This is a genomic window from Brevibacillus sp. MER 51, from assembly GCF_023714195.1.
Lineage (GTDB): Bacteria > Bacillota > Bacilli > Brevibacillales > Brevibacillaceae > Brevibacillus.
The window spans coordinates 73,803-96,243 of the sequence record NZ_JAMAUS010000014.1; the positions used below are offsets into that span (position 1 = coordinate 73,803).

A 22,441-nucleotide genomic window follows, 5' to 3' on the forward strand; every position below is an offset into this window, starting at 1 on the left:
AACCGTTCACGGCCTTATACAATAAACGTACAACCATTATAACGGTAACGAGGAAAGGAAGAAATGACATGCAGATTCAGCTTGTACGACATGCTACCTTGCGTTTGGAATATGCAGGGCTGACATTTTTGGTCGATCCGATGTTTAGCTCCAAGGGCGAAATGCCAGCAGTACCAAATACGCCGAATCAGCGCCCGAACCCAGGAGTAGAATTGCCTATATCCGTGGAAGAGGTACTTGCTGGAGTCGATGCCCTCTTGGTGACGCATACTCATTTCGATCACCTCGATGAAGCGGCCATTCGCCTCCTCCCGAAGCATTTGCCTGTATTTTGCCAGCCACCGGATCTGGATAAGCTGATGCAGCATGGCTTCGAACAAGTCATTTCCATCGAAGAGGAGTATACATGGCAAGGGGTTCACCTGCATCGGACAGGTGGTCAACACGGAACAGGGGAAATTGGGCAGCAGATGGGGCAAGTATCTGGCTTTGTCTTGAAGCGAGCTGGTGAGCAGACGCTGTATGTGGCGGGGGATACGATTTGGTGTGAGGAGGCGGAGCAAGCTGTTGCAGCGTATCGTCCTGATGTGATCATCGTTTTCGCAGGTGCGGCCCGGTTCTTGACGGGAGACCCGATCACGATGACGAAGGAGGATATCGTCCATGTCGCAAATGCCGCGCCCGACAGCCGTATCCTTGTTGCCCACATGGAGACGTGGAACCATTGCTTGCTCAGCCGCCGGGAATTGAATGAATGTTTGCACGAAAAACAGCTGTCCGGACGTGTACATGTTCCGCAGGACGGAGAAATTATCTCTATTCATTGAGCGAATCGAATAAAAATGAAAAACAAAGCTCCGCAGGTGATAGCGGGGCTTTTGGCGTTGTCGAAAAAAAGGCTTATCCATCATTTGACAAACAAAAACGAACGTAATAAACTATTTTTACGTAAATGATTAATGTCATGAGGTGTTGTTGTGGCGCACGAACAACTGGAAACATATGTAGTCGAGAAGCCGGAACAGGCGATGGCGCTATTGAACCCGCTACGTGCCGAGATTTTAAGCCGTTTGGCAGAGCCTGCTTCGGCAGCAGAAGTCGCACGTGGTATCAATGAAATCCCGCAGCGTGTCAATTATCACTTGAAGGCCTTGGAAAAAGTCGGATTGGTCAGACGGGTAGGGAGTCGACAGGTGCGCAATCTCGTCGAGGTGCTTTACTTGGCGATTGCGCGGACGTATGTGCTCTCGGAAGGACTGAACTGGGGCAACGATACCGTTCAGCAAATGAAGGATCAAGGGTCGCTGTCTCATCTGGTCCAGACAGCAGAACGAATCAAGCGTGATGCCATGCTCTTGCTGGAGCGCTCCGATCAAGAGGTCGAGGTTCCGAGCGCCTCACTGAATGCGAGTATTCAGCTAGCCAGTGCGGAACAGCGCAGTGCTTTTGTAGAGGAGTACGTCCAACTGGTGAATCAGCTTGTGGCGAAGTATCAGCCAAAAGAAAAGGGACAAGAGACGTATCAGGTGGTTCTCGCGGTTTATCCAAAACAAGGAGGAGACGAGGCATGAAAGCACAAGCTGCGGAGTCCAATAAGTCCAAACCCGTAATCGTTTGGGAAAGTCGAGTCCAGCCTCAAACCGACCAGGTCATTGCCATGCCTGCCCGAAACGGAAATGGGGTTGCTGTCGAAAGAGAAGCGGCTGTTCAGACATGGTCAGTGGGCCCGGCGAGTAATCCGGCAGTCGTGACGCAGGTTTCATCAGGATTTAACAAAAAATCAGTGGCGGTTCCACAAGCAATCAGCATGAGTATGGCCGCGTAAAAAACGCAGCGTAAACAAGCGAAGGAGGGTTTTTCATGAATCTCATTCCGGTAGTAGTCGAGCAAACGAGTTATGGAGAGAGGTCCTATGACATTTACTCCCGGTTGTTGAAGGATCGCATTATTTTTCTCGGCAGTGCCATCGATGATCAGGTAGCCAATGCAGTCGTAGCTCAGTTGCTGTTCCTGGCAGCAGAGGACCCGAAAAAAGACATTCATCTTTATATCAATTCGCCCGGAGGCTCTGTCACAGCAGGGATGGCGATTATCGATACGATGAGTTTCATTGCGCCTGATGTGTCTACAATCTGCACAGGGATGGCAGCGTCTATGGGTGCGATGCTTCTCGTAGCGGGAGCGCCGGGCAAACGGTACGCGTTGCCCAATGCAGAAGTCATGCTCCACCAGCCGTGGGGAGGCAGTCAAGGACAGGCAAGCGATATCAAGATTGCAGCAGACCGTATCATGCGACATCGCAACATGCTGTATACGATCATCGCAGAGCGTACGGGAAAGACAGTCGAGCAAATCGAAAAAGATGCAGACCGCGACTATTTCCTTACCGCCGCAGAGGCGCTTGAATACGGCTTGATTGATAAAGTGATCGAAAAATTGTAATGATGGGGATAGAGAATACTGGCTGCGAAGCTTGGAGTTTAGCGTACCGAATGTTTGAACCGTCAGGGATTTTGCCTGGCGGTTTTTTGTTTGCACATCAAATTGTTTGAAGGAAGGAGGAGCTGGGTATGAACAAGAGTATCAGATGACGGGAGGCACATCTTGTGAAAATCAGAACAAAAATCATCCTGGCTTTTGGTGTCATATTGGCAGTCATGTTCGGTTCAGGTACGTATATGCATCTGCAAATGCTAGCAATGAAGGCATCCTACACCCAGATTATCGAAGAGGAAAAATTATTGACGGATCTGCGTGAAATGCAGTTTATCATGACAGGTCGAAATAATGACGAACGAGCCTACTTGTTAACAGGCGATGAAGAATTTCGGATGGAATTGAAGGGAAAGGCAGCAAAGGTGGACAGCCTGTTTGCCAAAATGAACAGTTCTTTAGAGTCTTCTCACCATCGTGAAAAAATGGAGGAGGCAATGGGACTGTACAAGTCCTTTCTGGAGTCGAGTGAGAAAGCGGTAGAGGCACAGGATAATGGGCTACATGAAGAAGCCATCGCTCATCATTTCGGCCAGGAGCGGCAATCGAGATTAGCACTGGATTCGGTTGTGAGTGGATTGGTCGAAGAGGTGCGTAATGAAATCGAAGTAGATAGACAGGAGCTGGCGGAGAACGAAGGAACTTCGGCTATGATCCAGTTGTTTTTTAATGCAGTGGGAATTCTCGTCGCGATTGTGGTCGGCGGTTTTCTGATTCGCTCGATTGTGGCACCGCTGCACCGGGTGAACAAACAGCTACATGATATCGCTGAAGGAAAAGGAGATTTGACGCAAGAGTTGACCGTCTCTTCCAAAGACGAGATTGGACAGTTGGCAGGCTCATTTAACCGGATGCTAGCCAACTTACGAGAGCTGATTTCTCAGGTTCGTGGGCATGCCCAGCAGGTTGCAGCCGCAGCTGAACAACTGACAGCGAGCTCGAAGCAAACGAGCCAAGCTACGGAGCAGATCGCCATCACGATTCAGGAAATGACGGAAGGAACGGACAGGCAATCCCAAAACGTAGAGGAGAGTCAGCAAGAAGTCGAAGAAATATCCGCAGGCATTGAAAAAATTGCGGCACGTGCGCAAAGTGTGTCGGCTGCGGCTGCCAGTACCTCAGAGCTGGCGACAGAGGGGGATCGTACTATCCAGCAGTCGGTTTCCCAGATGAACGGGATCGGAGAAACGATGGAGAATTTGACTGCAATGGTAGGTGGTTTGGGAAAACGCTCTGAGCAAATCGGCCAAATCGTCGAAGTCATTACACAAATTTCAGGTCAGACAAATCTCTTGGCATTGAATGCTGCTATCGAAGCGGCGAGGGCTGGCGAGCACGGCAAAGGCTTTGCTGTCGTGGCGGATGAAGTGCGAAAGCTGGCTGAGCAGGCATCTGCATCGGCACAAGAAATCTCCCAACTGGTAGCGTCGATCCAGATGGAGACGAACGAAGCGGTCCTCACGATGGAAAAAGGCTCTCAAGAAGTAGCAGACGGGATGGGGGGCGTCGCAAGAGCAGGGGAAGCGTTCTCTCAAATTCGTGATGCTGTTGTTGGCGTGACGAATGAAATACAAGAGGTATCGACTGCTGCACATACCCTTACGGAAAGTACAGGCAAGGTCGGACAATCGATGCAGATGATCGCCACTGTCGCGCAATCGGCTGTCTCTCTGTCGGTGGGAGTCTCGTCTGCTACAGAAGAACAGCTTGCCTCGATGGAGGAAATCTACTCCTCGGCTGCATCGCTGGCGGGTCTCGCGGATGATTTGGAAAAACTGATAGGCCATTTCAAGGTATAAAGCTTCGCCACAGGATACACCCCTGAGAATCGACAGAATGATTCTGAGGGGTGTTTTTTGTTTACGACAATTTCCACAAAGCCAATCTTCGATATACGAGAAAAACCACGAGATTCCCCACTGCCGCTGCCAAAAAGACTGCCCAAGGCCCGAACGATAAGGTCATCCAGCCCGAACCATAGATGGAGAAGACAATTCCGAGCTTGAAAATAGAGCCGGTGATCCCGCTAATTCTTCCAATCATGTGGGCAGGGGTAGTCTCTTGACGAAAGGTCCAAATACAGACGTTTTCAATCGTGCTGATCAGTCCCGTGAGAAATAGAGAAAGACAGAGCATCCACGTACTTTGCGCGAAAACCATGAGCAAATAGGAGCAACCGAGAAGCAGGATGGTCATGCCCATGATGCGACCGATGGGAAATCGTCTCCGCAAATAGGCAACCACTGAGCTGCCGAGAAGACCGCCAAGTCCAGCCGCGGAAAGCACCAGCCCTAATGTGGAATTGTCCAACCTAAGGTGATCCTTGGCAAAGAAAATGATCATGGCGTCATACATGCCCGAGGTTGCATTGAGAAAAATCACGAGTACTGTAATCTGCCATAATGGTCGATTGCCCAACAGTTCCTTCCAACCGTTTCGCAACTCCTGCCAAAAGCCGCCCTGAGAGGAGGCAGGCGCATCTGTACGATCTAAAAACGATATGGCGATAAAAGCCAGTAAATAGGCTGTACCCGTAATAAGCAGCCCAGTGTGCAGCGCCGACAGAAGCAGAATAAACCCGGTAATCGCAGGTCCCATAATTTCAATAAACGTGCTCATAAAAGAAAAACGAGCATTGGCTGAGGTTAACAGAGGGGGAGGAACCACTTGCTTGATCATGCTGACGCGAGCGTTGTGAAAGCCGTAGTTAAACGCCATCAGGAAAAAGCCAGCCACATAATAATGAATGACCTGTGCATGTCCGGATTCGGTCAGTCCATATAGCAAAAACAACAGGATCATCTGGCCAAAAACCATCCATTGCGACCAGCGTTTTTTGGAGAAGCGATCCACCCAGACGCCGATGAACATGGCGAGCAGCAGATTTGGCAAAAACTCAATGCTTTTCATGGTCGTCATGGCAAATGGCGATTGGGTCATATCATACAAGATCAATGGCAAGGCCAGTTCGTACACCTTTGCTCCACACGCGATAAAGGTGGACGTGAAAAAGAGGACGAGAAAGGGCCGATTCCGCCAGATCGACATTCTCTCGTGTGATTCAAGCTTCGTGGCGGGGGTGTTGTTAGGCGCTGGCATGAAAAAACCTCCTTCTCAGATCTCATTGTAGCTAGAAAAAGGGGAAGAAAAAGGGTAGAGTGTTTGGAGAGTATGGACCCCTTTTTGGATTCGACAGCGACTGTTTACGTAGAAAGAGTGATCATCTCGATGCAAAGTGCCTACTACTACTTGCGCTTGCGCCAGCATTTTGCCTCTGCGGCAGAGGGGGAACAGCAGGAGATTACGCTTGCCGAGCTGGCTCAAATATTTTGTTGCACGATTCGGAACACGAAAAAAGTCATCAAACAGATGGAGGAACAGAAGTGGATTGAATGGAGCCCGGGAAGAGGACGAGGCAATGTCTCGCGGATCGTCTTGTTATACGGGATCGAGCAGATCGCTTTGCCTATCGCTCAGGGGCGTATCCAAGATGGCGATTTGGAAGGCGCTATGCAGCTCCTCAATGATTTTGCCATCACTGCCAAGGGGCGGGAGCACTTTTTTGACTGGCTCTCCGGGCAGTTTGGCTTTATTCAAGAGGAAATCCGTGAACGAAAACTGGATACGCTTCGCATGTCCTTTTACAGACCGATTCCCGCTCTCGACCCTGCCTTTGTCAACAGGCGCACAGAGTCACACATGGTGAAGCAACTATTTGATACGCTCATTCGTTATGACGAAAAAATGGATACATTCATCCCGCATCTCGCCCACCATTGGGAAGTAAATGAGAGTGGAACAGAATGGACCTTTTATTTGCGCAAAGGGGTACTTTTCCACCATGGACGTGAACTGACAGCGCATGACGTCGTCTGGACGCTCGAGCGCATTGCCGATCCGAAGACGGGGTCTCCCTATCGCTGGATGCTGGAAGATGTAGAAAAAGTCACTGCTGAAAAAGAGACGATAGTAAAAATTGCACTCAGACGTCCCAATCAATTACTGCTATCCATTCTGGCAGCGAATCGGCTTTCGATTGTTCCGGGAGATGTCATTCAGGAAAAAGGACAAGCATTTAGTCGATTACCTGTGGGCAGTGGACCATTTTCGCTGGTGACGAATGACTCGCAGATGTTCATTTTAGAGGCTGCCCCAACGTATTTTCTCGGAAGGGCTCATTTGGATCGGGTAGAGATTTGGATTGTTCCCGAAAACAGTCAGGATGTGCGAAACGAGGATTACTTTTCAAAACGAGGAGAGGTGCACTTTCAAACCTTTTGGAATAAGCTCGGCCCGATGGAGCATTGGCAGGAGTTGCAGAGCCTGGAGAAAGGCTGCACGTATCTCGCTTTTAACCTGAATCGCCCAGGCCCACAACAAGATATTGCATTCCGGCAAGCGCTGGATCGTTTTATCGTGCGCGAGAAAATGATTACGGAGCTGCGCGGCAATCGGTATGCGCCTGCTTACGGATTTTTACCTGAAAACAAGGATGTGCCTGGTGATGGAGTGGGCTGGGATGGGGATTTCAAAGACTGGCCCGATCATCAACCGATACAGTTGTTTACGTACGAAGGGGCAGGCAACGAAAATAATGCGGAATGGTTACGGCAGCATTTGGCTGATGGGGGCATTCGAGTTGAAGTGACAGTCCTGCCGATTGAGGAATTGAAGAAGCCAGAGGTCATTCAGCAGGCAGATATGGTGGTTGCGGGAGAGGTTTTTGATGAACAGTGGGAGTTGGGGATGGTGGAGTTCTTTAAGTCGGATATCAGCTTTTCGCGGCAGTTGTGGAGCCCTGTCTTGCGGGAGCAAATCGATTTTGAGCTGGACGCCTTGATGCTGGAGAGGGATGTGACAGGGCAGCGTCATCACTTGCAGGAGGTCGAGAGACTGCTGCGTGAGCAGTGCGCGATGCTGTTTTTGTACCATACGCGTCAGCATTCTGCTTACCATTCGGCTCTGGCCGGTGTTTCGTTGAATGCGCTTGGTCTTGTTGATTACAAAAATATTTGGTTTCGGCAGTAATTGTGGAAGATGAGTCTGTCACAGCGCCTCTGGTTGCGCTATGATAAGGCTTACGCGTCAAAAGGCGGAGGGGAAAGTATGAAACGATTTCGATTTGATCAGCAAGTAGGCAAAACGATTGATCGCTATAATTCCGTCCATGCGACGATTTCTCGTGTTGTGCGCACGCCGAATTCCGTTTCGATAGGATGTATCCATTTGGAGGCGGGTGGGATTGTCGGTTATCATCCGGCGCCTTGCCCTCAGCTTTTTCTCGTGGTGAATGGTGAAGGCTGGGTACGTGGAGAAGGTACAGAGCGCATCCCGATCCAGAGTGGTCAGGCGGCATTCTGGATCACAGGTGAAGGGCATGAATCAGGCAGTGAAACCGGAATGACAGCCATTGTGATTGAAGGAGATGGGCTTGATCCAGAGAGCTTCATGTCCTTATTGGAGACGTAGCATCCGTATGTATGATGGTATTGGTTTGCCATTCCACCAACCGTACATAAGCTCCCCAGATTACCCAAGAAAGACGGTGTGAAAGGCAAATGACATGGAAAACACATATGGTACTCGGTGCCATTGCAGGCTACTGCGCCTATCCTTCGTGGAAGGGCAGTGTTATTGGTGCAACGATGGCACTAGTACCCGATATCGATCAAGCAAATAGCAAGCTCGGAAACTTGATGGGACCTTTGTCCAAAATGCTGCAAAAAGGATTTGGTCATCGTACAGTTACGCACTCTTGGGTGATTTTATTCCTTCCGTTCCTGCTGTTCGGCGATTCTTTGGCTGCCATGGCAGGACTTTGGGGGATTTTGTCCCATTTGATCAGCGATATGCTGGTGGGACGCATTCAGTTATTGTGGCCGTTGCGAGTGGGATGGCTCGGCATTCCGGTGTCCAAGTCGATGTATCGGATTGTGGATCGAATCGTGTTTTATGTAGCGATTGTGTATATTGTGATCAAAGGTTATCAGTAAGAAGAATGGAAATGGAGAAAGGGCCTCCCCTCAGGAGGTCCCCCTATTTGTTGTAATCGGAATATTTAGAACAGATCGTGATTTGAATAAAAAAGCTGACATCGGTTTAGCACCGATGCCAGCTTGCTAGTTGCTACTATGAGCGGATTCTTCTTTTTACGAAACAATTAAGGCATCATGAACTGTTGCACGAGCTCAGCGTTCTCATTCATGAATTTATCTGCGTTTTGCATGACTTCTTGTTGCGCTTCCATCATTTGTTGGTCAGTCACTGTAGCGAAATTGATGGAGTTGTCAGCAGTCATAGCTGGAATTTCCAGTGCTTTGCCGAATTCTGCTTTGGACTTCAGCTTGAAGCTAAAGCCTTTTGGCATATCTGGAGTAGGGTTCGAGAACTTCACTTTTACTGTGCCGTCAGAATCTACACCATTGTCCGTCTTTGTCTCGTTCATGGTAACATTACCGGTCAGAGCAACAGGGTTGGAGGAATATTCGTCTGCCACTACGAGTGCAAAGTCATAGTTTCCGGTTGTTTTCTTATCTTGCTTGGTTGTCTCAAAAGTGGTCGAGAGGTCCAGAATTGGCTGGTCGGTCTCTTTCATCAGGATGCTGAACTTGCCCTTTGTCTTGTCTTTTTCTTCTGTCGCTTTGTAGGTTAAGGACATTTCGCCACTTTGCTGGTCAGACAGGTTGTGCAGGGAGTAACGGTAGTACGTTTCAGCGCCTTTATCGTAAGAAACACTGCTGTAGACCAATTGATCTTTTTTCTCTTTGTCATCGACCAAGAGCTTGCGGGACAAGATTTGATGATCGCTATTCACGAGCACGACCATTCTCAATTGCTCAGTTGATTTGGCGTCTGTATCTTTTGTATCCTTGATGATGTCATCGAAGGTTTGCTCGTAATTTTTCTTGAATTCTTCTTTGCTGATTTCTTCTACTTTGTAGCCGCTGTCGAGCATCAGCGTAGCCACATTGTGGTAGCGGCTGTAGATCAGGTCAAACAGCTTTTGGTCAGCTTTTGCTTTCTCTGCAATTTGCTTCGACAGAGCCGCGCCTTCTTGGGCGTTGAAAGTAACGGTGATCTCACGTGCATCTTCCTTGAGTCCTTCTTCAGAGAAAGAAACGTCTTTTTTGATGCTTACCTGGCTGTCTTTGATGTTGTCAGCATACAGCAAGGCATACGGAGTCATGACCGTTTTGAGTTCATCCTGGTTAAAATTGATTGCTTTATACAAATCGCTATAGGTTACGAAGCGCTTCGGCAGTTCTTCGCCGCCCAGCTTTTCCTTAAGTGCATCGCGATCCTTCAGGTCCATATAAGCGTATTTAGAGTAAAACTCCGGCAGCTTGAAGCCCATAACAGAATCATTCATGAAGTACTCAAGAGTAGCCAGCTTTTTATCTTGCAGGTGAACTTCCAGGTTCCCCGATTGTTGATTTTTCTGTTCATCGATGTTGCTTTGCATCACGAGCTTCGCTTTGCCCAGCATGTCGAGAATTTTTTGTGCTTGCGGGTCTGGGATGGTGGCATCTAGTGCAATATCGCTCAACTCAGTGGTGGAGTGAACTGGTTTTTCCAGGTACGGCTTCATGTAGTCTTGGTATTCCCCGTAAGCTTTGGATACGTCGCTAGAAAACTTCATCATGCTTTCCGCTTCCGCTTGCAGGTAAATCGTTTTTGCACTCTTAAACAGATCGTACTTGGCATAGGCGGTCCCTAAACCACCCAGCACAACGACAGCCGCTGCCCCCGCGATCAGCCATGCTTTTTTCTTGCTTTTGCGCGGTGGGTTCACGTTTGTTGCAGTTTCCATCTTTTCTCTCCCCTTTTGCTCTCTCTCTTTGCTGAATCCAATGTGCGTAATGATTTTGCGCACTCGATTTTGTATTGTACCATAAGGAGGAAGAAGGGGAACGACTTCCAGTAAATTTCTTCAAAAATGAGGAAGAAAGACCCAAAAAGTTGCATTCTTCCTACTTTTGTATGCATATAGAACAAAGAAAAAGCGACAGCAGGGGGGAGATCACGTGGATTTTCGCGTGCTGCAAACGTTTATGGTGGCGGCCACGACAGAAAATTTTCACCAGACAGCAGAAGCGTTGTTCATTGCGCAGCCTACTGTCAGCCAACATATACGACAATTGGAAAAGGAATTGGGGATCAAGCTGTTTGAACGGGTTGGCAAGCGCGTTCGGTTAACGGCTGCGGGCAAACGCTACCTGCCACATGCAAAAGGACTTCTCCAACAGTGGCATAACAGTATGGAGGACTTGCAGGCTTGGAGACAAGGCTATCGGGAAAAGCTTCAACTGGCTGTTTCCCCGATTATCGCCCGTGCTCGTTTTTCCCATTTGCTGCACCGTTACACCAAGCTCTATCCCGATGTAGATATCTCGATTAAAATTGTTGACTCCGTGGAGATTGGCCCGCTGGTTCAAAATGGACAGGCTGATCTGGGCTTAACCCGGATGGTGCCAGGAGAATTCCAGTTGTCTACTTATCTTTTGTACGAAGATCCTATTGTTTTTGCAGTCCCTCACAGCGGTGGAGATATGGAGGCGCCCTTGCCTGATTGGGAGCAAGAGGTGCAATCGAATCGTCTGCTGACCCATAATCACCCGGGCTACTGGGATGAGTTGCTGTTGCTTTTGCGTCAGAGGGGGCTTTCCTTGCGTACGATGGCTGTTTCGCAAGTAGACATTACAAAGCGATTTATCGAGGATGGATTGGGCGTTTCCTTTTTGCCTCGGACGGCTGTCGATCGGGATTTATTTGAAAACCGCTTTATTGAACTTCCCACACCTGGCCTCGTTTTGCCAAAGGTTGCTTCTTATTTGCTGGTGCCGAAAGCAGGAATCAGCGAGCCAGCGCAGCATTTTATGGAAATCCTGCATTCCTTGTATCCACCGATGCCGCTTGTTCAGCCAGGGGGACGGACATAGAAGATAACAAGCCTGTAAGGTAGATGTAAGGTGAATCGATAGTTTTGATGAGCATATGTATCCTATACTGAATCCTGCTTAAAGACAGCAGGAGGGAATGACGAGTATGCAGCAGGCTGAACCAATCACACAGAAGGATCGGATTTATTCTATTGATATTGTAAGGGGTTTGGCATTGTTCGGGATTTTGCTGGTGAACTTGCCTAGCTTTATCATGTATTCGGAAGACGTTCCTATGCCAGTAGAGGCGGGGATCGATGCGTGGATCCGCTTGAGCTATGATTTATTCATTCAAACGAAGTTTTTCGGGATCTTTTCGTTTCTGTTTGGCTTAGGTTTTTACATGTTCATGTCACGGGCTGAACAGCGTGGACAAAAAGTATTTCGTCTCTTCAGCAGACGATTGTTCGCGATGTTTGCCTTTGGTGTGATTCACATCGTTATTTGGTTTGGGGATATTTTGACAGTGTACGCGCTACTCGGCTTTTTACTGATGCCATTTTATCGAAGAAAGTCTTCTACGATTCTAGCATGGGCAGCCAGTCTGGGAGGAGTGTACATGCTCACTCAAGGCGTGGCACTTGTACAGACGCTCAATGGTCAGGAAGTCTATCCGTTTGTAGCATCACTCCAGACGACATTGATACCGATCTTTGTGATGTTTCTGTTTGGTTTGTATGCGGGAAAACGCGGTTTGATTGCTCAAATTCGCGAGCATAAACCGTTTCTGAAACGAATCGCTACTACTACTCTGGCAATGAGTCTTCCGATCGCAGCAGGGATTGTGTGGGCGAGCGGTGTCGTCTTTGGTTCAAAGCTTGAACAGGTGAATAAAATATTGGTTGATCTGAGTACGCTGCCTATGGCGCTGTGCTTGATAGCCAGCTTGTTTCTGTTGTTGGATCGTGAGGCGGCAAGGAAAGTTCTTAAGCCATTTGCCTACACAGGACAAATGGGGTTAACGACATATTTGGGTCAGACAGTCATCATGACCATTCTGATTCCTTTGTTCGGTATTACGGCTATGCCGCTCTCTGCTTGGTTTTTGCTCGCTCTGCCGATCTATGCGTTTCAATTACTCGCAAGCTGGCTGTGGCTGAAGCAATTTAATCGAGGGCCGATGGAAAAGCTGTGGCGTTTCCTGACATATGGACGTAAAAAGAAGGCAGTTCCAGCTCCTGCTAACTGATTGTAAAACGTGATCAAAATCCCGTTTTTCTTCTATTTCCCTTCACGATTATGAATCGATATACTGAAGGGAAAAGAGATGAAAATGGAGTGGTGATGATGACAAAACAACATCCTTTGGCTATCGGCTTGGATGGTATCGCCGTAGCAGAAACAGACCTTAGTTTGGTGGATGGGATTAATGGACTGCTGGTGTACCGCGGTCATTGGGCGCGTGATTTGGCTATTCACCACACATTTGAAGAAGTGGCACACCTGCTCTGGTTCGGACATTTGCCGAGCGAGCAGGAGTTGAAGGAGTTAAAGGATAAGCTCAAAGCAAACCGTGAGCTGCCGGAGCATGTAAAAGGAATCCTGAAGCTGATCCCGGCAGATGTAGATATGATGAGTGTCCTGCGTACAGGTGTTTCGGCACTGGGCAGTTCCTCACACGGCTTTCCGCCAACCATCGATGAGGTGATTGCGCTGGCGGCCAAAATGCCAACAATCGTCGCGTATCGCTTTGCTTGTCTGGAGGGCCGCGAGCCGCTGGCACCGAATCCGGAGCTGGATCATACAGCGAACTATCTGTATATGCTCAAAGGCGTAAAGCCGAATGCGGCACATGTACGTGCGCTCGATGCGTACCTGATTTTGACGCAGGAGCATGGCATGAATGCATCCACATTCGCCGGTCGTGTCGTCAGCTCGACTGAATCTGATCTGATTTCATCTATTACGGCAGCTATTGGAACCCTGAAAGGACCTTTGCACGGCGGAGCACCATCTGAAGTGACGGAAATGATCGAGGCGATCGGCACGAAGGAAAATGCAGAGCCGTGGCTGCGCAACAAGCTGGAGAGCGGCGGACGTTTGATGGGCTTCGGACACCGTGTCTATAAAACGGTTGATCCGCGTGCAACTGCTCTCCGCGTTGTTGCATCCGAGCTGTCATCCAACGATCCGTGGTTCGATCTGGCGACACATGTAGAAAAAGTAGGCTTGCAGCTGCTGGAAGAGTACAAACCAGGCCGCAAGCTGAATACAAACGTAGAGTTTTTTGCCGCAGCTGTCATGCGCGCGGTTGGTTTGGACGACAATTTGTTTACACCGACATTTGCCGTGAGCCGTGTGGTTGGTTGGAGTGCGCACATTCTGGAACAGGCAGGCAAAAATCGCATTATTCGCCCGCAATCCAATTACATTGGCACAATGCCGGAATAATAAAGACGTTAATTATAAAAGCTATCCGTTATGCGGATGGCTTTTTTTCGTGGTTTATAAATGTGGCTGTGGTGGAGAGAAGAATATTTCCAGTCTAGGCTCCAGGCTCCGTCCCGCTGAGGGCTGAGACTGTCCGCTCCGAAGGGATTCGCGGGGAAACGCAAAAGTGGTAGCCGCTTCGTCGCGCGGGAACGTTGCGTTTCTTTTGCCCGCGAATCCCTTCTCCGCTTGGTCGGACTCCACAAGTCGCTACGTCTGGAAATATTCTTCTCTGTCGTAACAGATGACATCCTTATATTCTTTTAAGTCTTTTTAAAACCCGTTTAAGCAGGGAAGCTCGTAGAGGAAACAGGAGAAATAAGCGAAGATCTTAGGGACACCGACCGAGACGCAATGCAAAAAGCGAAACACGCCCTTAAGCGTCCACCTCTGATACACATCCTTGAAGATACCACTTTGGACGCGGTTTCGCTTTTTGCATGAAGTCGTGCAGTCAATCCCACAGCGGGTGGCCCTAGAATCTGAGCGTTTTCTCCTGTTTCCTCCCCACCACAACAGCCGGAAATATATCTCGTTTTTACAAAGTGCAACTTAGGATTGCAGAACATGCTTACTTTTGGCATGATAATGAAAAAAAGTAAGGAGTGGAGCAAATGGCGTTGTTGTCTACCCCGTTTCAGTTTAAAGGACTTAGCTTGAAAAATCGGATTGTCATGCCGCCGATGTGCCAATACTCTGTGGATGCACACGATGGAACACCAACAGACTGGCACTTTGTTCATTACGTTTCTCGTGCAGTAGGCGGAACAGGTCTGATCATCGTGGAAATGACCGATGTCGAGCCGGATGGTAGAATTTCCAACGGCGATTTGGGCTTGTGGTCTGACGAGCAGATTCCGGCGTATGCGCGAATCGTCTCCGAGGTTCAAAAGTATGGGGCCAAAATTGGCATACAGATTGCTCATGCGGGTCGCAAAGCGGAAGACGCAGAAGTGCCTGTATCGGCGTCCGCGATCGCTTTCCCAGGGGGTCGCTACAAAACGCCACGGGCGTTGACGACAGCAGAGGTTAAGCAAATGGTCGTCAAGTTCCAGGACTCAGCGAGACGTGCGGTGGAAGCAGGGTTTGATACCATTGAAATCCATGGTGCGCACGGATACTTGATTCACCAGTTCCACTCTCCTTTGACCAATCAGCGAGACGATGAGTACGGGCGGGATAAAGCGCTGTTTGGCGTGGAAATTATTCAGGCGATCAAAGAGGTCATTCCAGCTGATATGCCGCTGATCATGCGTGTCTCAGCCGTAGAGTACGTGGATGGTGGGTATGGGCTGGATTACAGCACAGAGCTTTGCCGCCGTTACAAGGAAGCTGGCGTGGATATTTTCCATATATCCAGCGGCGGGGAAGGACCGATTGGTTCAGCAGGTCGCCCAGGTGTTCATCCTGGCTATCAAGTACCATTGGCACGTGCAATTAAGCAGGCATTGGATATCCCGGTCATTGCTGTCGGCAACCTCGATGATCCGAAAGTGGCGGAAGCATCGATTGGCAATGGCGATACGGATTTGGTAGCAGTCGGACGCGGCATGCTGCGTGATCCTTATTGGGCACTGCATGCAATTCATGAGCTGTCGGCGGATGAGTTGCAGCCACCGAAGCAATATTCGAGAGCGTTTTAATCAGGTAAAAGAGCGCTGGGCTTTCCTTTCGACTGCATGGGTCGGGGGAGAGCCCTTTTCTATGGTGAATCCTTGACACTTATTTACAGTCGGTTTAAGATAAATGTCAGTCAGTACTGACAATCACTTCCGGGGATGAGGATAGCAATGAGCAGCAGCAAAAGTTTTACAAGCAGTGAAAAACTGATGATAGCCGCAATCGATCTCATCGCGGAAAGAGGTTACAACGGCGTAACCACGCAAGAAATTGCCACTGCGGCAGGATTGAGCGAGAAGACGTTGTTTCGTCACTTCGGCAGCAAGCGGAATTTGCTGGAGAGCGCCTTTGACCGTTTTCATTACACGGAAGGACTGACAAAGCTTTTCGCGGAGAAGCTTACGTGGAATTTGCGCGAGGATTTGCTTTTAATCAGCCGAACGTATCACGAAATGATGAACCGCAATCGGAAAATGATTTTGATTAGCATTAAGGATGAGGCCCATTTGCCCGGATTCCGCGAGCGGACCCAAAAGCACCCGCGACAATTGATGGTACTTTTTACAGATTACTTCAAAGAGATGGGCAAAAAGGGCAAGATGATCCAAACAAACCCGGAGGCACAGGCAACTGCCTTTATGGTTATGAATTTCGGGGCGTTTTTGAACGATCTGGATGGCACTAGCAATTTTTCGGGGGTATCCCTGGATGTATTTATCGAAGAGAGTGTAGAGGTTTTCGCTAGGGGTTTGACTCCCTAGTTTTTTTACAACTCAAATGTCAGTCAGTACTGACAGTCAGAACGTGAATAACAAAGTGAAAGGAAAGATGCGGCATGGAAGCGACAAAAACGCAGCAGAACAGGGACATATTAATCCGAATCTTGATGTTTACCTTGGTCATATCCTCCATGAGTGCTTTGGTGTTTAACATTGCACTCCCGGAAATTAGCAAGGAGTTTGGTTTGAGCATAGCGCAGGTGAGCTGGCTATCGACTGCATATGGATTGTTATACGCGATCGGAACTGTGACGTATGGCAAGCTGGCGGATCGATACAAGCTCAAGAATTTGTTGACGTTTGGACTCATGGTGTTTACGGCGGGTTCGTTTTTCGGTTTGGTCTCCGATTCCTTTGCGATGGCTCTTTTCGGGAGGTGCTTGCAGGCAGTAGGGGCGGCTGTCATTCCGGCTACTGCGATGCTCATTCCTTTGCGATATTTCCCGCCCGAGAGCAGAGGCTCTGTTTTAGGAAGAACGGCAGTAGGATTGGCTCTTGGCGGTGCACTCGGTCCTGTCGTCGCGGCTTTAATCGTCAGCTTTGCTCATTGGCGCTGGCTGTTTTCCATACCGCTCCTGATCTTGCTTACGCTGCCGTTCTACCGTAAATATTTGGAGGATGAAGAGATCGCAGCTGGTGGGAAGTTTGATTGGGTGGGTGGCTCCTTGCTTGCGATCAGCGTGACGTCACTGCTTTTGGGAGTAACGAATGGGTCGTGGTGGTTTGCATTAGGCAGTTTGGTTACATTGCTTCTGTTCGTCGTACGAATTCGTTCGGTAGCTGATCCGTTTGTCCAGCCGAAGGTTTTTGCCAACAAGCAGTATACAATCGGGATTCTGATGGCATTTCTCATAAATGGAATGGGGATATCGCTTTATTATCTCAGTCCACTGCTCTTGGCTCAGGTGCAGCAGCTATCGACGAGCTGGATCGGCTTTGTGATGGTTCCAGCGGCCATCGCTTCGGCATTGCTTGGTCGTGTGGGAGGAAAGCTCGCGGACAGGCGGGGGAATGCTTTTCTGTATTTCGTTGCGTCTAGCTTACTGATTAGCTGCTTTGGGTTGTTGTCTACTTTCACAAGCACCGCAGTTTTAGGCATTGCACTCTTTTTGATCCTTGGCAATGTGGGGCAGTCTTTTATGCAAATCTCGATGGCGAACTCGATCTCGAGGACGTTGACGAAGGAGCAGGCAGGAGTAGGCATGGGGATCTTTTCGATGCTGAGTTTCATTTCCATGGGGATCGCGTCTGCGGTATACAGCAAAGTGATCGATCTTGGCGCGACAACCAATTGGAACCCGGTGAATCCTTATACGAGCGGCTATATTTACAGCAATATTTATTGGATGATGGCCCTGATTCACGTGTGTCTGATGGTCTTCTACTACTTTCAGTTCGGTAGGGTTAAAAGACATAGCCTTCTGGCGGATAGCTGATCTTTTGTTCATTCAGGCTTAAATACTTTATGTGGTAGACTAAAGCAAAAAAGGAAGGGGGTTCCTGCTCGGTGCGAGAACTTGCTGCCATTCGTTTTACAGAGGGAGAGCCATTGTTCATCCAAATCTATCACTTTATCAAAGACGAAATATTGCGTAACCAAATCGCGTATGAAGAGTTTCTACCCTCGATCAGAAGCTGCGCCCAGTCGCTTGCTGTCAGCAAAAACACGGTAGAAGTTGCTTATCAGCTACTGGTATCGGAAGGGTACGTCACTAGCATTCCGAAAAAAGGGTATCAGGTGACGTACAAGGTAGAACCTCCTTTCGGGCAGCATGTAACAGAACGAGATGACCCTCGTATATCGTCGATTCGCTATGATTTTCGCTACGGCAACATCGAGCTGGGGGCATTCCCCTTTCATCCGTGGAATAAGCTGCGCAACAAGCTCATTGCCTACCATCAGCGAACGTATATGGTGGAGGGGCTGGCACAGGGCGAATACTCCTTGCGAAAAGAACTCTCGAAATTGCTGCATGAAACGAGAGGAGTCCTCGCTACGCCGGAGCAGATCATTATTGGAGCCACCCCGCAACAGTTGGTGTCGATGATCGTCCAGCTTCTGGACAGAGAGAAGCATGTGATTGGCGTAGAAAATCCGGGCTATGATGGTGCGAGAAATACGTTTCTCAACGGTGGCTACCGGGTACACGGTATTTCTTTGGACACAGACGGTGTATCCATCGAAGAGCTGAGACAAAGCGGGGCAAACATCATGTACGTGAGTCCTTCCCAGCAATTCATCAACAAAATGACGATGCCTTTGGAGAAAAGAAAGCAATTGACCCTATGGACGCAATCTATCGCGCATTCGTATTTGGTGGAGGATGACTACGAATGGGAGTTCAAATATCAAGAAAGCTACATTCCTTCGATCCAGAGTCTGTCTCCCCAAAAAGTTGTTTACATTGGGCGACTTTCCAAAGCATTGCTGCCGCTCGTAAACGTCAGCTACGTTGTCCTTCCTTACGAGCTGTTATCGCGTTTTCACCAGCGGGTACCTGAATACGATCAGCCTGTTTCCCGCCTGGACCAATTGACGCTAGCGGCGTATTTGTCCGATGGCTATTGGCATAGACACTTGCAGCACATGCGAAAAAACTATGTGGAAAAGCGAGAGGTGTTTCTTCAGGCAGTCGCTCGCTACATGGACAGACGTGTGGAAATAGAAGGCAAGGATACGGGGCTGCATGTATTTTTGACCGTAAAAAGTCAGTGTACAGAAGCGGAACTCATGGAGCGTGCCTATCAAAAAGGCGTAAAAGTCTACGGAACTGCCCGATACTGGCTGCATGATACACGGGAGCATCCGACGGTATTGCTAGGGTACGGAGCATTGCCCCCCGAAGATATTCAGGAGGGCATTCGCTTGTTGGCCAGCGCCTGGTTCGAGTAACAGAGCAGCTTTCTGTCCCACTCATCTTGAACAATCTGTCCCTTTGGCCTCGGACGGCTATCCATTACGATGGATGGGACAGCGATTAGAAAGGGTGGGAAAAATGAAATTTATTTTTGATCTGGACGGGACGATCTGCTTCAAGGGTCAACCGATCTCTACAAACATTTTGGATAGCCTGCTTGCACTCGAACAGGCAGGACATGCCGTAGGTTTTGCCTCCGCAAGACCGTGCCGTGACATGCTGCCTGTCCTCGATGAACGGTTTGCCAACCATCTCCTCATTGGCGCGAATGGAGCGATGACACATCACCAAGGGAGCTTGCAGGGCAGCGTGCCGATCCCGGATCGTCTGGCGCAAGAAATCATCAGCATTCTCGAGGATTATCGCGCGCAGTATTTCATCGATGACTCGTGGAATTACGCACATAATTGTGTGTCGACGCATCCTTTTTTGAGCAATATCGATCCCAATCGGACAGCCAGCCGCGTGGACGTGGATCAACTGAATGCCGTGCTGAAAATCCTGATTTTATCGTGTGACCGTCACGAAGAATTGATGACGAGAATCAAGGAACTAGACGTTACGCTGCATTATCATTCCGCAGAAGGCATTCTCGACCTCACGTATCGGGGAGTGAATAAATGGGCTGCCCTGAATCGTTTCGATGTGGCAGGGGAGCCGTTCATTTGCTTTGGCAATGACATGAATGATTTGCCGCTGTTTGAAAAAGCGCATCATTCCGTATTGATTGGCGAGTATGAGCCGCTTCTTCCACTGGCAAAGGAAAAAATTACGATGGATGATCAAGTGGAGCAATCCATTGTCGCAAAATTGCGAGAGCTAGGAGAGAAGTATGAGTTAGCTCTTCCGTAAACGGAAAAGGAGGAGATCAAATGATGGATCCATTATTGGAGAAGAGACATCAGGCACTGCGCGAAGCAGAGACCAAAGCAGAGTTTTTATTTGCCACCATCGAAGAGAAGGGAATCATTCGCAGCGGTGTGACGGAAAAAGAGATCAACAAGGAGATTTACGAGCTGGCCTTTCAATTGTTCGGGATCAAAAAATATTGGCATAAGCGAATTGTGCGAGCGGGCAGAAACACGCTGTATCCGTACAGAGAAAACCCACCGAATTTGACTGTCTCCCCTGAAGATATTGTCTTTCTCGATTTCGGGCCCATTTTTGAGGACTGGGAAGCTGATCTTGGTCGGACGTATGTGCTTGGAAATGATCCGGTAAAACAAAAGCTGCGCGACGATATTGAAAAAGCGTGGGACGTGGGCAAGACTTACTTTTTGTCCAAGCCGGATATTACGAGCAGCGAGCTGTTTGCCTACATGTGCGAGCTCGCAAAAGCATATGGTTGGGAGTACGGCGGTCCACACGCAGGACATCTCATCGGCGAATTCCCGCATGAAAAAATTCAAGGCGATGATATCGATAACTACATTCATCCAGACAACCACAAGCCGATGAGAGAACCAGATCGGCACGGTCAGCCGCGCGATTGGATCTTGGAGGTTCATTTTATTGATCGGGAACGGGAAATCGGGGGATTTGTGGAGAAGCTGTTGACGGTGGAGTAGGGTATATTCCTTGCCCTTGGTGAATTACTGGAGATTCTGATTGTTCGTCGGAGTCTCTTTTTTTTATTTTCACGGGTATGACATTTTAAGAGGCAGGGAAATTGGTATACAGAATATCTATGATCAGCTGTTTGTTAGAGGGTGCTTATAATTCAAGGTGATCATCACTAGAAATTAGTTTATCCCTCTAAAGGTCTTACTTAGGGGTGCTGTTATTCAACAGCATGAAATCTTACTCGATAACGGTACTCCTGCAAAATGAATATCCTTCTCTAATCGTAAGAACAATGTTGATGCTGCTGTACAAGAGCTATATTTTTAGTTAGACGGTACTAAGGAAGTTTAATTTCAAAATGTGCGATTATTCTTGAAAAAATTGTAAAAAAAACAAATCGTTTGGTAAAATATTACATATTGTTTCATATTAAAATATAGGAGGTCTTGTGATGTTTGCTAAAAAATCTTTATTATCTATTGTAGCTACTGCTCTTCTACTGGGTGTTTCGGTTACTGGGGGTGGCATGAGTCCTGTATTTGCAACGTCCGTACAACAGAGTCCTCAACAAATAATGAGAATAATTGGGGATAAATATCAGGTTGGAGAAGTTCTTAGCGATAAAGATGCAGAATTAGTTAAAAAATATGCCTTTCAACCAAATCAGGTTAAAACCTTAGCAGACGCTCAACCAGATAACTGGACAGTAACTGGAAGTAATTCAAACACAGCTTTTAATGCTTTTATGTCGGGGACTGTATATGTTGGCTTAAACTTATGGGAAAATAATTTCAGAGCAGACCTGACAACCTACGTGCAGAAAGGAACACCAACGCATTATCAAAATTCAATCCAGCTGGAGGCTTACGGTCTTGTAGGTGCAGGTGGAACAAAGATTGGGAAGACTGCTGAATTTGAGGTAAGCAGTGGTTGGACACCGAGTAATAAATTACAATATAGCTCTACATTTGATCAACCGTTTAATGCTTCAGTAGCTTATTACTACATAACTCCAAAAGGAGCAGTAAAAGGTGCAGCTGGATCCATAGAGATTGTAGGAGTCGGTAAAAAAAAATAACACTTTAAAACTACTCCTTATTTCCAAATGGAGTAGTTTTATTTGTATAATACAAATTAATTACAGATTTAAGAAAATGAGGTGTATTTATGGGAAGTGTAGGTTACCCTGGTCTCATGGTTTTGGTAGTTTTTGCGATTGTCGTTTCAGCAATTGTATATAAGATAGTAGAAAAGAAAAAAAGAAAAAGAGGCTAAAATCGCTAGCTCTATTTGGTTCACTAGATGATTTGTCACTCAAAATAATAAACCGACTACCTTTGATACTGAATGAAAATGCGCTGACAATACTTAGCTAATAATGAATTGGTGGGATAGGGGGGGCCCAAGCACCTATCGTTCCGTAGGGTAAAAGAGATTGAGATACGCTTGCTTTTACCAGTTTGGTAGCCCCTCCGTTTGAAGGTATTCGACTACGGCCTGCACAAAAAGGGGGATTTCCCCGAACAAGTTAATCTGGATCAGGCCATACAACTACCTCCGTCTACCTGACCTGAAATGACATCCGAGAATGGCAGCAAGGAGGAGCCAAGGCAAAAGAACTGGCTCCACATGGTTACGTCGGTAATCCTGCCGGGTATGAACAGGCTCTGGCTGCCGCCCCTGATTTTATCGAATGCTT

The 22,441-nt window shown here is 48.2% G+C and carries 20 protein-coding genes; 18 read left to right on the top strand and 2 right to left on the bottom strand.

All coding sequences use genetic code 11. The features are described from left to right. The first annotated feature begins 68 nt into the window (after positions 1-68). The 5 genes from M3630_RS24645 (at position 69) to M3630_RS31245 (ending at position 4,292) form a co-directional block, all read left to right on the top strand. Positions 69-827 (top strand): MBL fold metallo-hydrolase, encoded by a 759-nt coding sequence (locus tag M3630_RS24645; RefSeq protein WP_251253857.1) that lies wholly within the window; start codon positions 69-71, stop codon positions 825-827. Positions 828-977: 150 nt separating this feature from the next. Further along, positions 978-1,571, top strand: a complete 594-nt coding sequence (locus tag M3630_RS24650) for a winged helix-turn-helix domain-containing protein (RefSeq protein ID WP_007726169.1) — start codon at positions 978-980, stop codon at positions 1,569-1,571. Further along, entirely contained in the window at positions 1,568-1,825 is a 258-nt protein-coding gene (locus M3630_RS24655) for a hypothetical protein (RefSeq protein WP_173611864.1), read from the top strand. Before M3630_RS24650 ends, M3630_RS24655 begins: the two co-directional genes overlap by 4 nt. 35 nt (positions 1,826-1,860) lie before the next feature. Next, positions 1,861-2,442 carry an ATP-dependent Clp endopeptidase proteolytic subunit ClpP gene (gene clpP, locus M3630_RS24660; protein WP_007726172.1) on the top strand — a complete coding sequence of 194 codons (582 nt, stop codon included), beginning with the start codon at positions 1,861-1,863 and terminating at the stop codon, positions 2,440-2,442. A 164-nt stretch (positions 2,443-2,606) separates the two neighbouring features. Then, complete coding sequence (locus M3630_RS31245; protein ID WP_251253858.1) at positions 2,607-4,292, top strand: methyl-accepting chemotaxis protein; 1,686 nt, start codon at positions 2,607-2,609, stop codon at positions 4,290-4,292. A 61-nt stretch (positions 4,293-4,353) separates the two neighbouring features. On the opposite strand, the gene M3630_RS24670 is transcribed toward M3630_RS31245, so the two are convergent. Continuing rightward, positions 4,354-5,592: an MFS transporter gene (locus M3630_RS24670; protein ID WP_251253859.1), complete on the bottom strand. Its 1,239-nt coding sequence runs from the start codon at positions 5,590-5,592 to the stop codon at positions 4,354-4,356. A 72-nt stretch (positions 5,593-5,664) separates the two neighbouring features. Here M3630_RS24670 and M3630_RS24675 point away from each other — a divergent pair, with 72 nt between their 5' ends. The 3 genes from M3630_RS24675 (at position 5,665) to M3630_RS24685 (ending at position 8,486) form a co-directional block, all read left to right on the top strand. Beyond that, on the top strand, positions 5,665-7,521 hold the full coding sequence (locus tag M3630_RS24675; RefSeq protein WP_251253860.1) for an SgrR family transcriptional regulator: 1,857 nt from the start codon (positions 5,665-5,667) through the stop codon (positions 7,519-7,521). Between the two features lie 78 nt (positions 7,522-7,599). Beyond that, positions 7,600-7,962, top strand: a complete 363-nt coding sequence (locus tag M3630_RS24680) for a cupin (RefSeq protein ID WP_173611869.1) — start codon at positions 7,600-7,602, stop codon at positions 7,960-7,962. Positions 7,963-8,051: 89 nt separating this feature from the next. After that, positions 8,052-8,486: a metal-dependent hydrolase gene (locus tag M3630_RS24685; RefSeq protein ID WP_173611870.1), complete on the top strand. Its 435-nt coding sequence runs from the start codon at positions 8,052-8,054 to the stop codon at positions 8,484-8,486. A gap of 167 nt (positions 8,487-8,653) precedes the next feature. Here M3630_RS24685 and M3630_RS24690 read toward each other — a convergent pair whose 3' ends face one another. Further along, positions 8,654-10,303, bottom strand: coding sequence for a DUF6583 family protein (locus M3630_RS24690; protein ID WP_237899854.1), 1,650 nt, complete (start codon positions 10,301-10,303; stop codon positions 8,654-8,656). 214 nt (positions 10,304-10,517) lie between these two features. On the opposite strand from M3630_RS24690, the gene M3630_RS24695 reads away from it, so the two are divergent. The 10 genes from M3630_RS24695 (at position 10,518) to M3630_RS24740 (ending at position 21,820) form a co-directional block, all read left to right on the top strand. Further along, positions 10,518-11,432, top strand: a complete 915-nt coding sequence (locus M3630_RS24695) for a LysR family transcriptional regulator (protein ID WP_173611872.1) — start codon at positions 10,518-10,520, stop codon at positions 11,430-11,432. Positions 11,433-11,538: 106 nt separating this feature from the next. Beyond that, positions 11,539-12,621: a DUF418 domain-containing protein gene (locus M3630_RS24700; protein ID WP_251253861.1), complete on the top strand. Its 1,083-nt coding sequence runs from the start codon at positions 11,539-11,541 to the stop codon at positions 12,619-12,621. A 98-nt stretch (positions 12,622-12,719) separates the two neighbouring features. Beyond that, a complete protein-coding gene (locus tag M3630_RS24705) occupies positions 12,720-13,823 on the top strand; it encodes a citrate synthase/methylcitrate synthase (protein WP_173611956.1) in 1,104 nt (367 codons plus the stop codon). Between the two features lie 653 nt (positions 13,824-14,476). Continuing rightward, a complete protein-coding gene (locus M3630_RS24710) occupies positions 14,477-15,505 on the top strand; it encodes an NADH:flavin oxidoreductase/NADH oxidase (protein WP_173611874.1) in 1,029 nt (342 codons plus the stop codon). A gap of 147 nt (positions 15,506-15,652) precedes the next feature. Continuing rightward, a complete protein-coding gene (locus tag M3630_RS24715; RefSeq protein ID WP_251253862.1) occupies positions 15,653-16,243 on the top strand; it encodes a TetR/AcrR family transcriptional regulator in 591 nt (196 codons plus the stop codon). A 74-nt stretch (positions 16,244-16,317) separates the two neighbouring features. Further along, on the top strand, positions 16,318-17,697 hold the full coding sequence (locus M3630_RS24720; protein ID WP_251253863.1) for an MFS transporter: 1,380 nt from the start codon (positions 16,318-16,320) through the stop codon (positions 17,695-17,697). Between the two features lie 71 nt (positions 17,698-17,768). Next, on the top strand, positions 17,769-19,154 hold the full coding sequence (pdxR, locus tag M3630_RS24725) for a MocR-like pyridoxine biosynthesis transcription factor PdxR (RefSeq protein ID WP_251253864.1): 1,386 nt from the start codon (positions 17,769-17,771) through the stop codon (positions 19,152-19,154). Between the two features lie 103 nt (positions 19,155-19,257). Further along, positions 19,258-20,031 (top strand): HAD-IIB family hydrolase, encoded by a 774-nt coding sequence (locus tag M3630_RS24730; RefSeq protein ID WP_251253865.1) that lies wholly within the window; start codon positions 19,258-19,260, stop codon positions 20,029-20,031. Positions 20,032-20,051: 20 nt separating this feature from the next. After that, a complete protein-coding gene (locus tag M3630_RS24735; RefSeq protein ID WP_251253866.1) occupies positions 20,052-20,747 on the top strand; it encodes a M24 family metallopeptidase in 696 nt (231 codons plus the stop codon). Positions 20,748-21,193: 446 nt separating this feature from the next. Next, positions 21,194-21,820, top strand: a complete 627-nt coding sequence (locus M3630_RS24740) for a hypothetical protein (protein WP_251253867.1) — start codon at positions 21,194-21,196, stop codon at positions 21,818-21,820. The last annotated feature ends 621 nt before the right edge of the window (positions 21,821-22,441 follow it).

Bases quoted from the DNA above. Each gene is read 5' to 3' on its own strand.
- M3630_RS24645 (WP_251253857.1), top strand. From the start codon at position 69: ATGCAGATTCAGCTTGTACGACATGCTACCTTGCGTTTGGAATATGCA.
- M3630_RS24655 (WP_173611864.1), top strand. From the start codon at position 1,568: ATGAAAGCACAAGCTGCGGAGTCCAATAAGTCCAAACCCGTAATCGTT.
- clpP (WP_007726172.1), top strand. From the start codon at position 1,861: ATGAATCTCATTCCGGTAGTAGTCGAGCAAACGAGTTATGGAGAGAGG.
- M3630_RS24670 (WP_251253859.1), bottom strand. From the start codon at position 5,592: ATGCCAGCGCCTAACAACACCCCCGCCACGAAGCTTGAATCACACGAG.
- M3630_RS24675 (WP_251253860.1), top strand. From the start codon at position 5,665: ATGGACCCCTTTTTGGATTCGACAGCGACTGTTTACGTAGAAAGAGTG.
- M3630_RS24680 (WP_173611869.1), top strand. From the start codon at position 7,600: ATGAAACGATTTCGATTTGATCAGCAAGTAGGCAAAACGATTGATCGC.
- M3630_RS24685 (WP_173611870.1), top strand. From the start codon at position 8,052: ATGACATGGAAAACACATATGGTACTCGGTGCCATTGCAGGCTACTGC.
- M3630_RS24690 (WP_237899854.1), bottom strand. From the start codon at position 10,303: ATGGAAACTGCAACAAACGTGAACCCACCGCGCAAAAGCAAGAAAAAA.
- M3630_RS24700 (WP_251253861.1), top strand. From the start codon at position 11,539: ATGCAGCAGGCTGAACCAATCACACAGAAGGATCGGATTTATTCTATT.
- M3630_RS24705 (WP_173611956.1), top strand. From the start codon at position 12,720: ATGACAAAACAACATCCTTTGGCTATCGGCTTGGATGGTATCGCCGTA.
- M3630_RS24710 (WP_173611874.1), top strand. From the start codon at position 14,477: ATGGCGTTGTTGTCTACCCCGTTTCAGTTTAAAGGACTTAGCTTGAAA.
- M3630_RS24715 (WP_251253862.1), top strand. From the start codon at position 15,653: ATGAGCAGCAGCAAAAGTTTTACAAGCAGTGAAAAACTGATGATAGCC.
- M3630_RS24720 (WP_251253863.1), top strand. From the start codon at position 16,318: ATGGAAGCGACAAAAACGCAGCAGAACAGGGACATATTAATCCGAATC.
- M3630_RS24730 (WP_251253865.1), top strand. From the start codon at position 19,258: ATGAAATTTATTTTTGATCTGGACGGGACGATCTGCTTCAAGGGTCAA.
- M3630_RS24735 (WP_251253866.1), top strand. From the start codon at position 20,052: ATGATGGATCCATTATTGGAGAAGAGACATCAGGCACTGCGCGAAGCA.
- M3630_RS24740 (WP_251253867.1), top strand. From the start codon at position 21,194: ATGTTTGCTAAAAAATCTTTATTATCTATTGTAGCTACTGCTCTTCTA.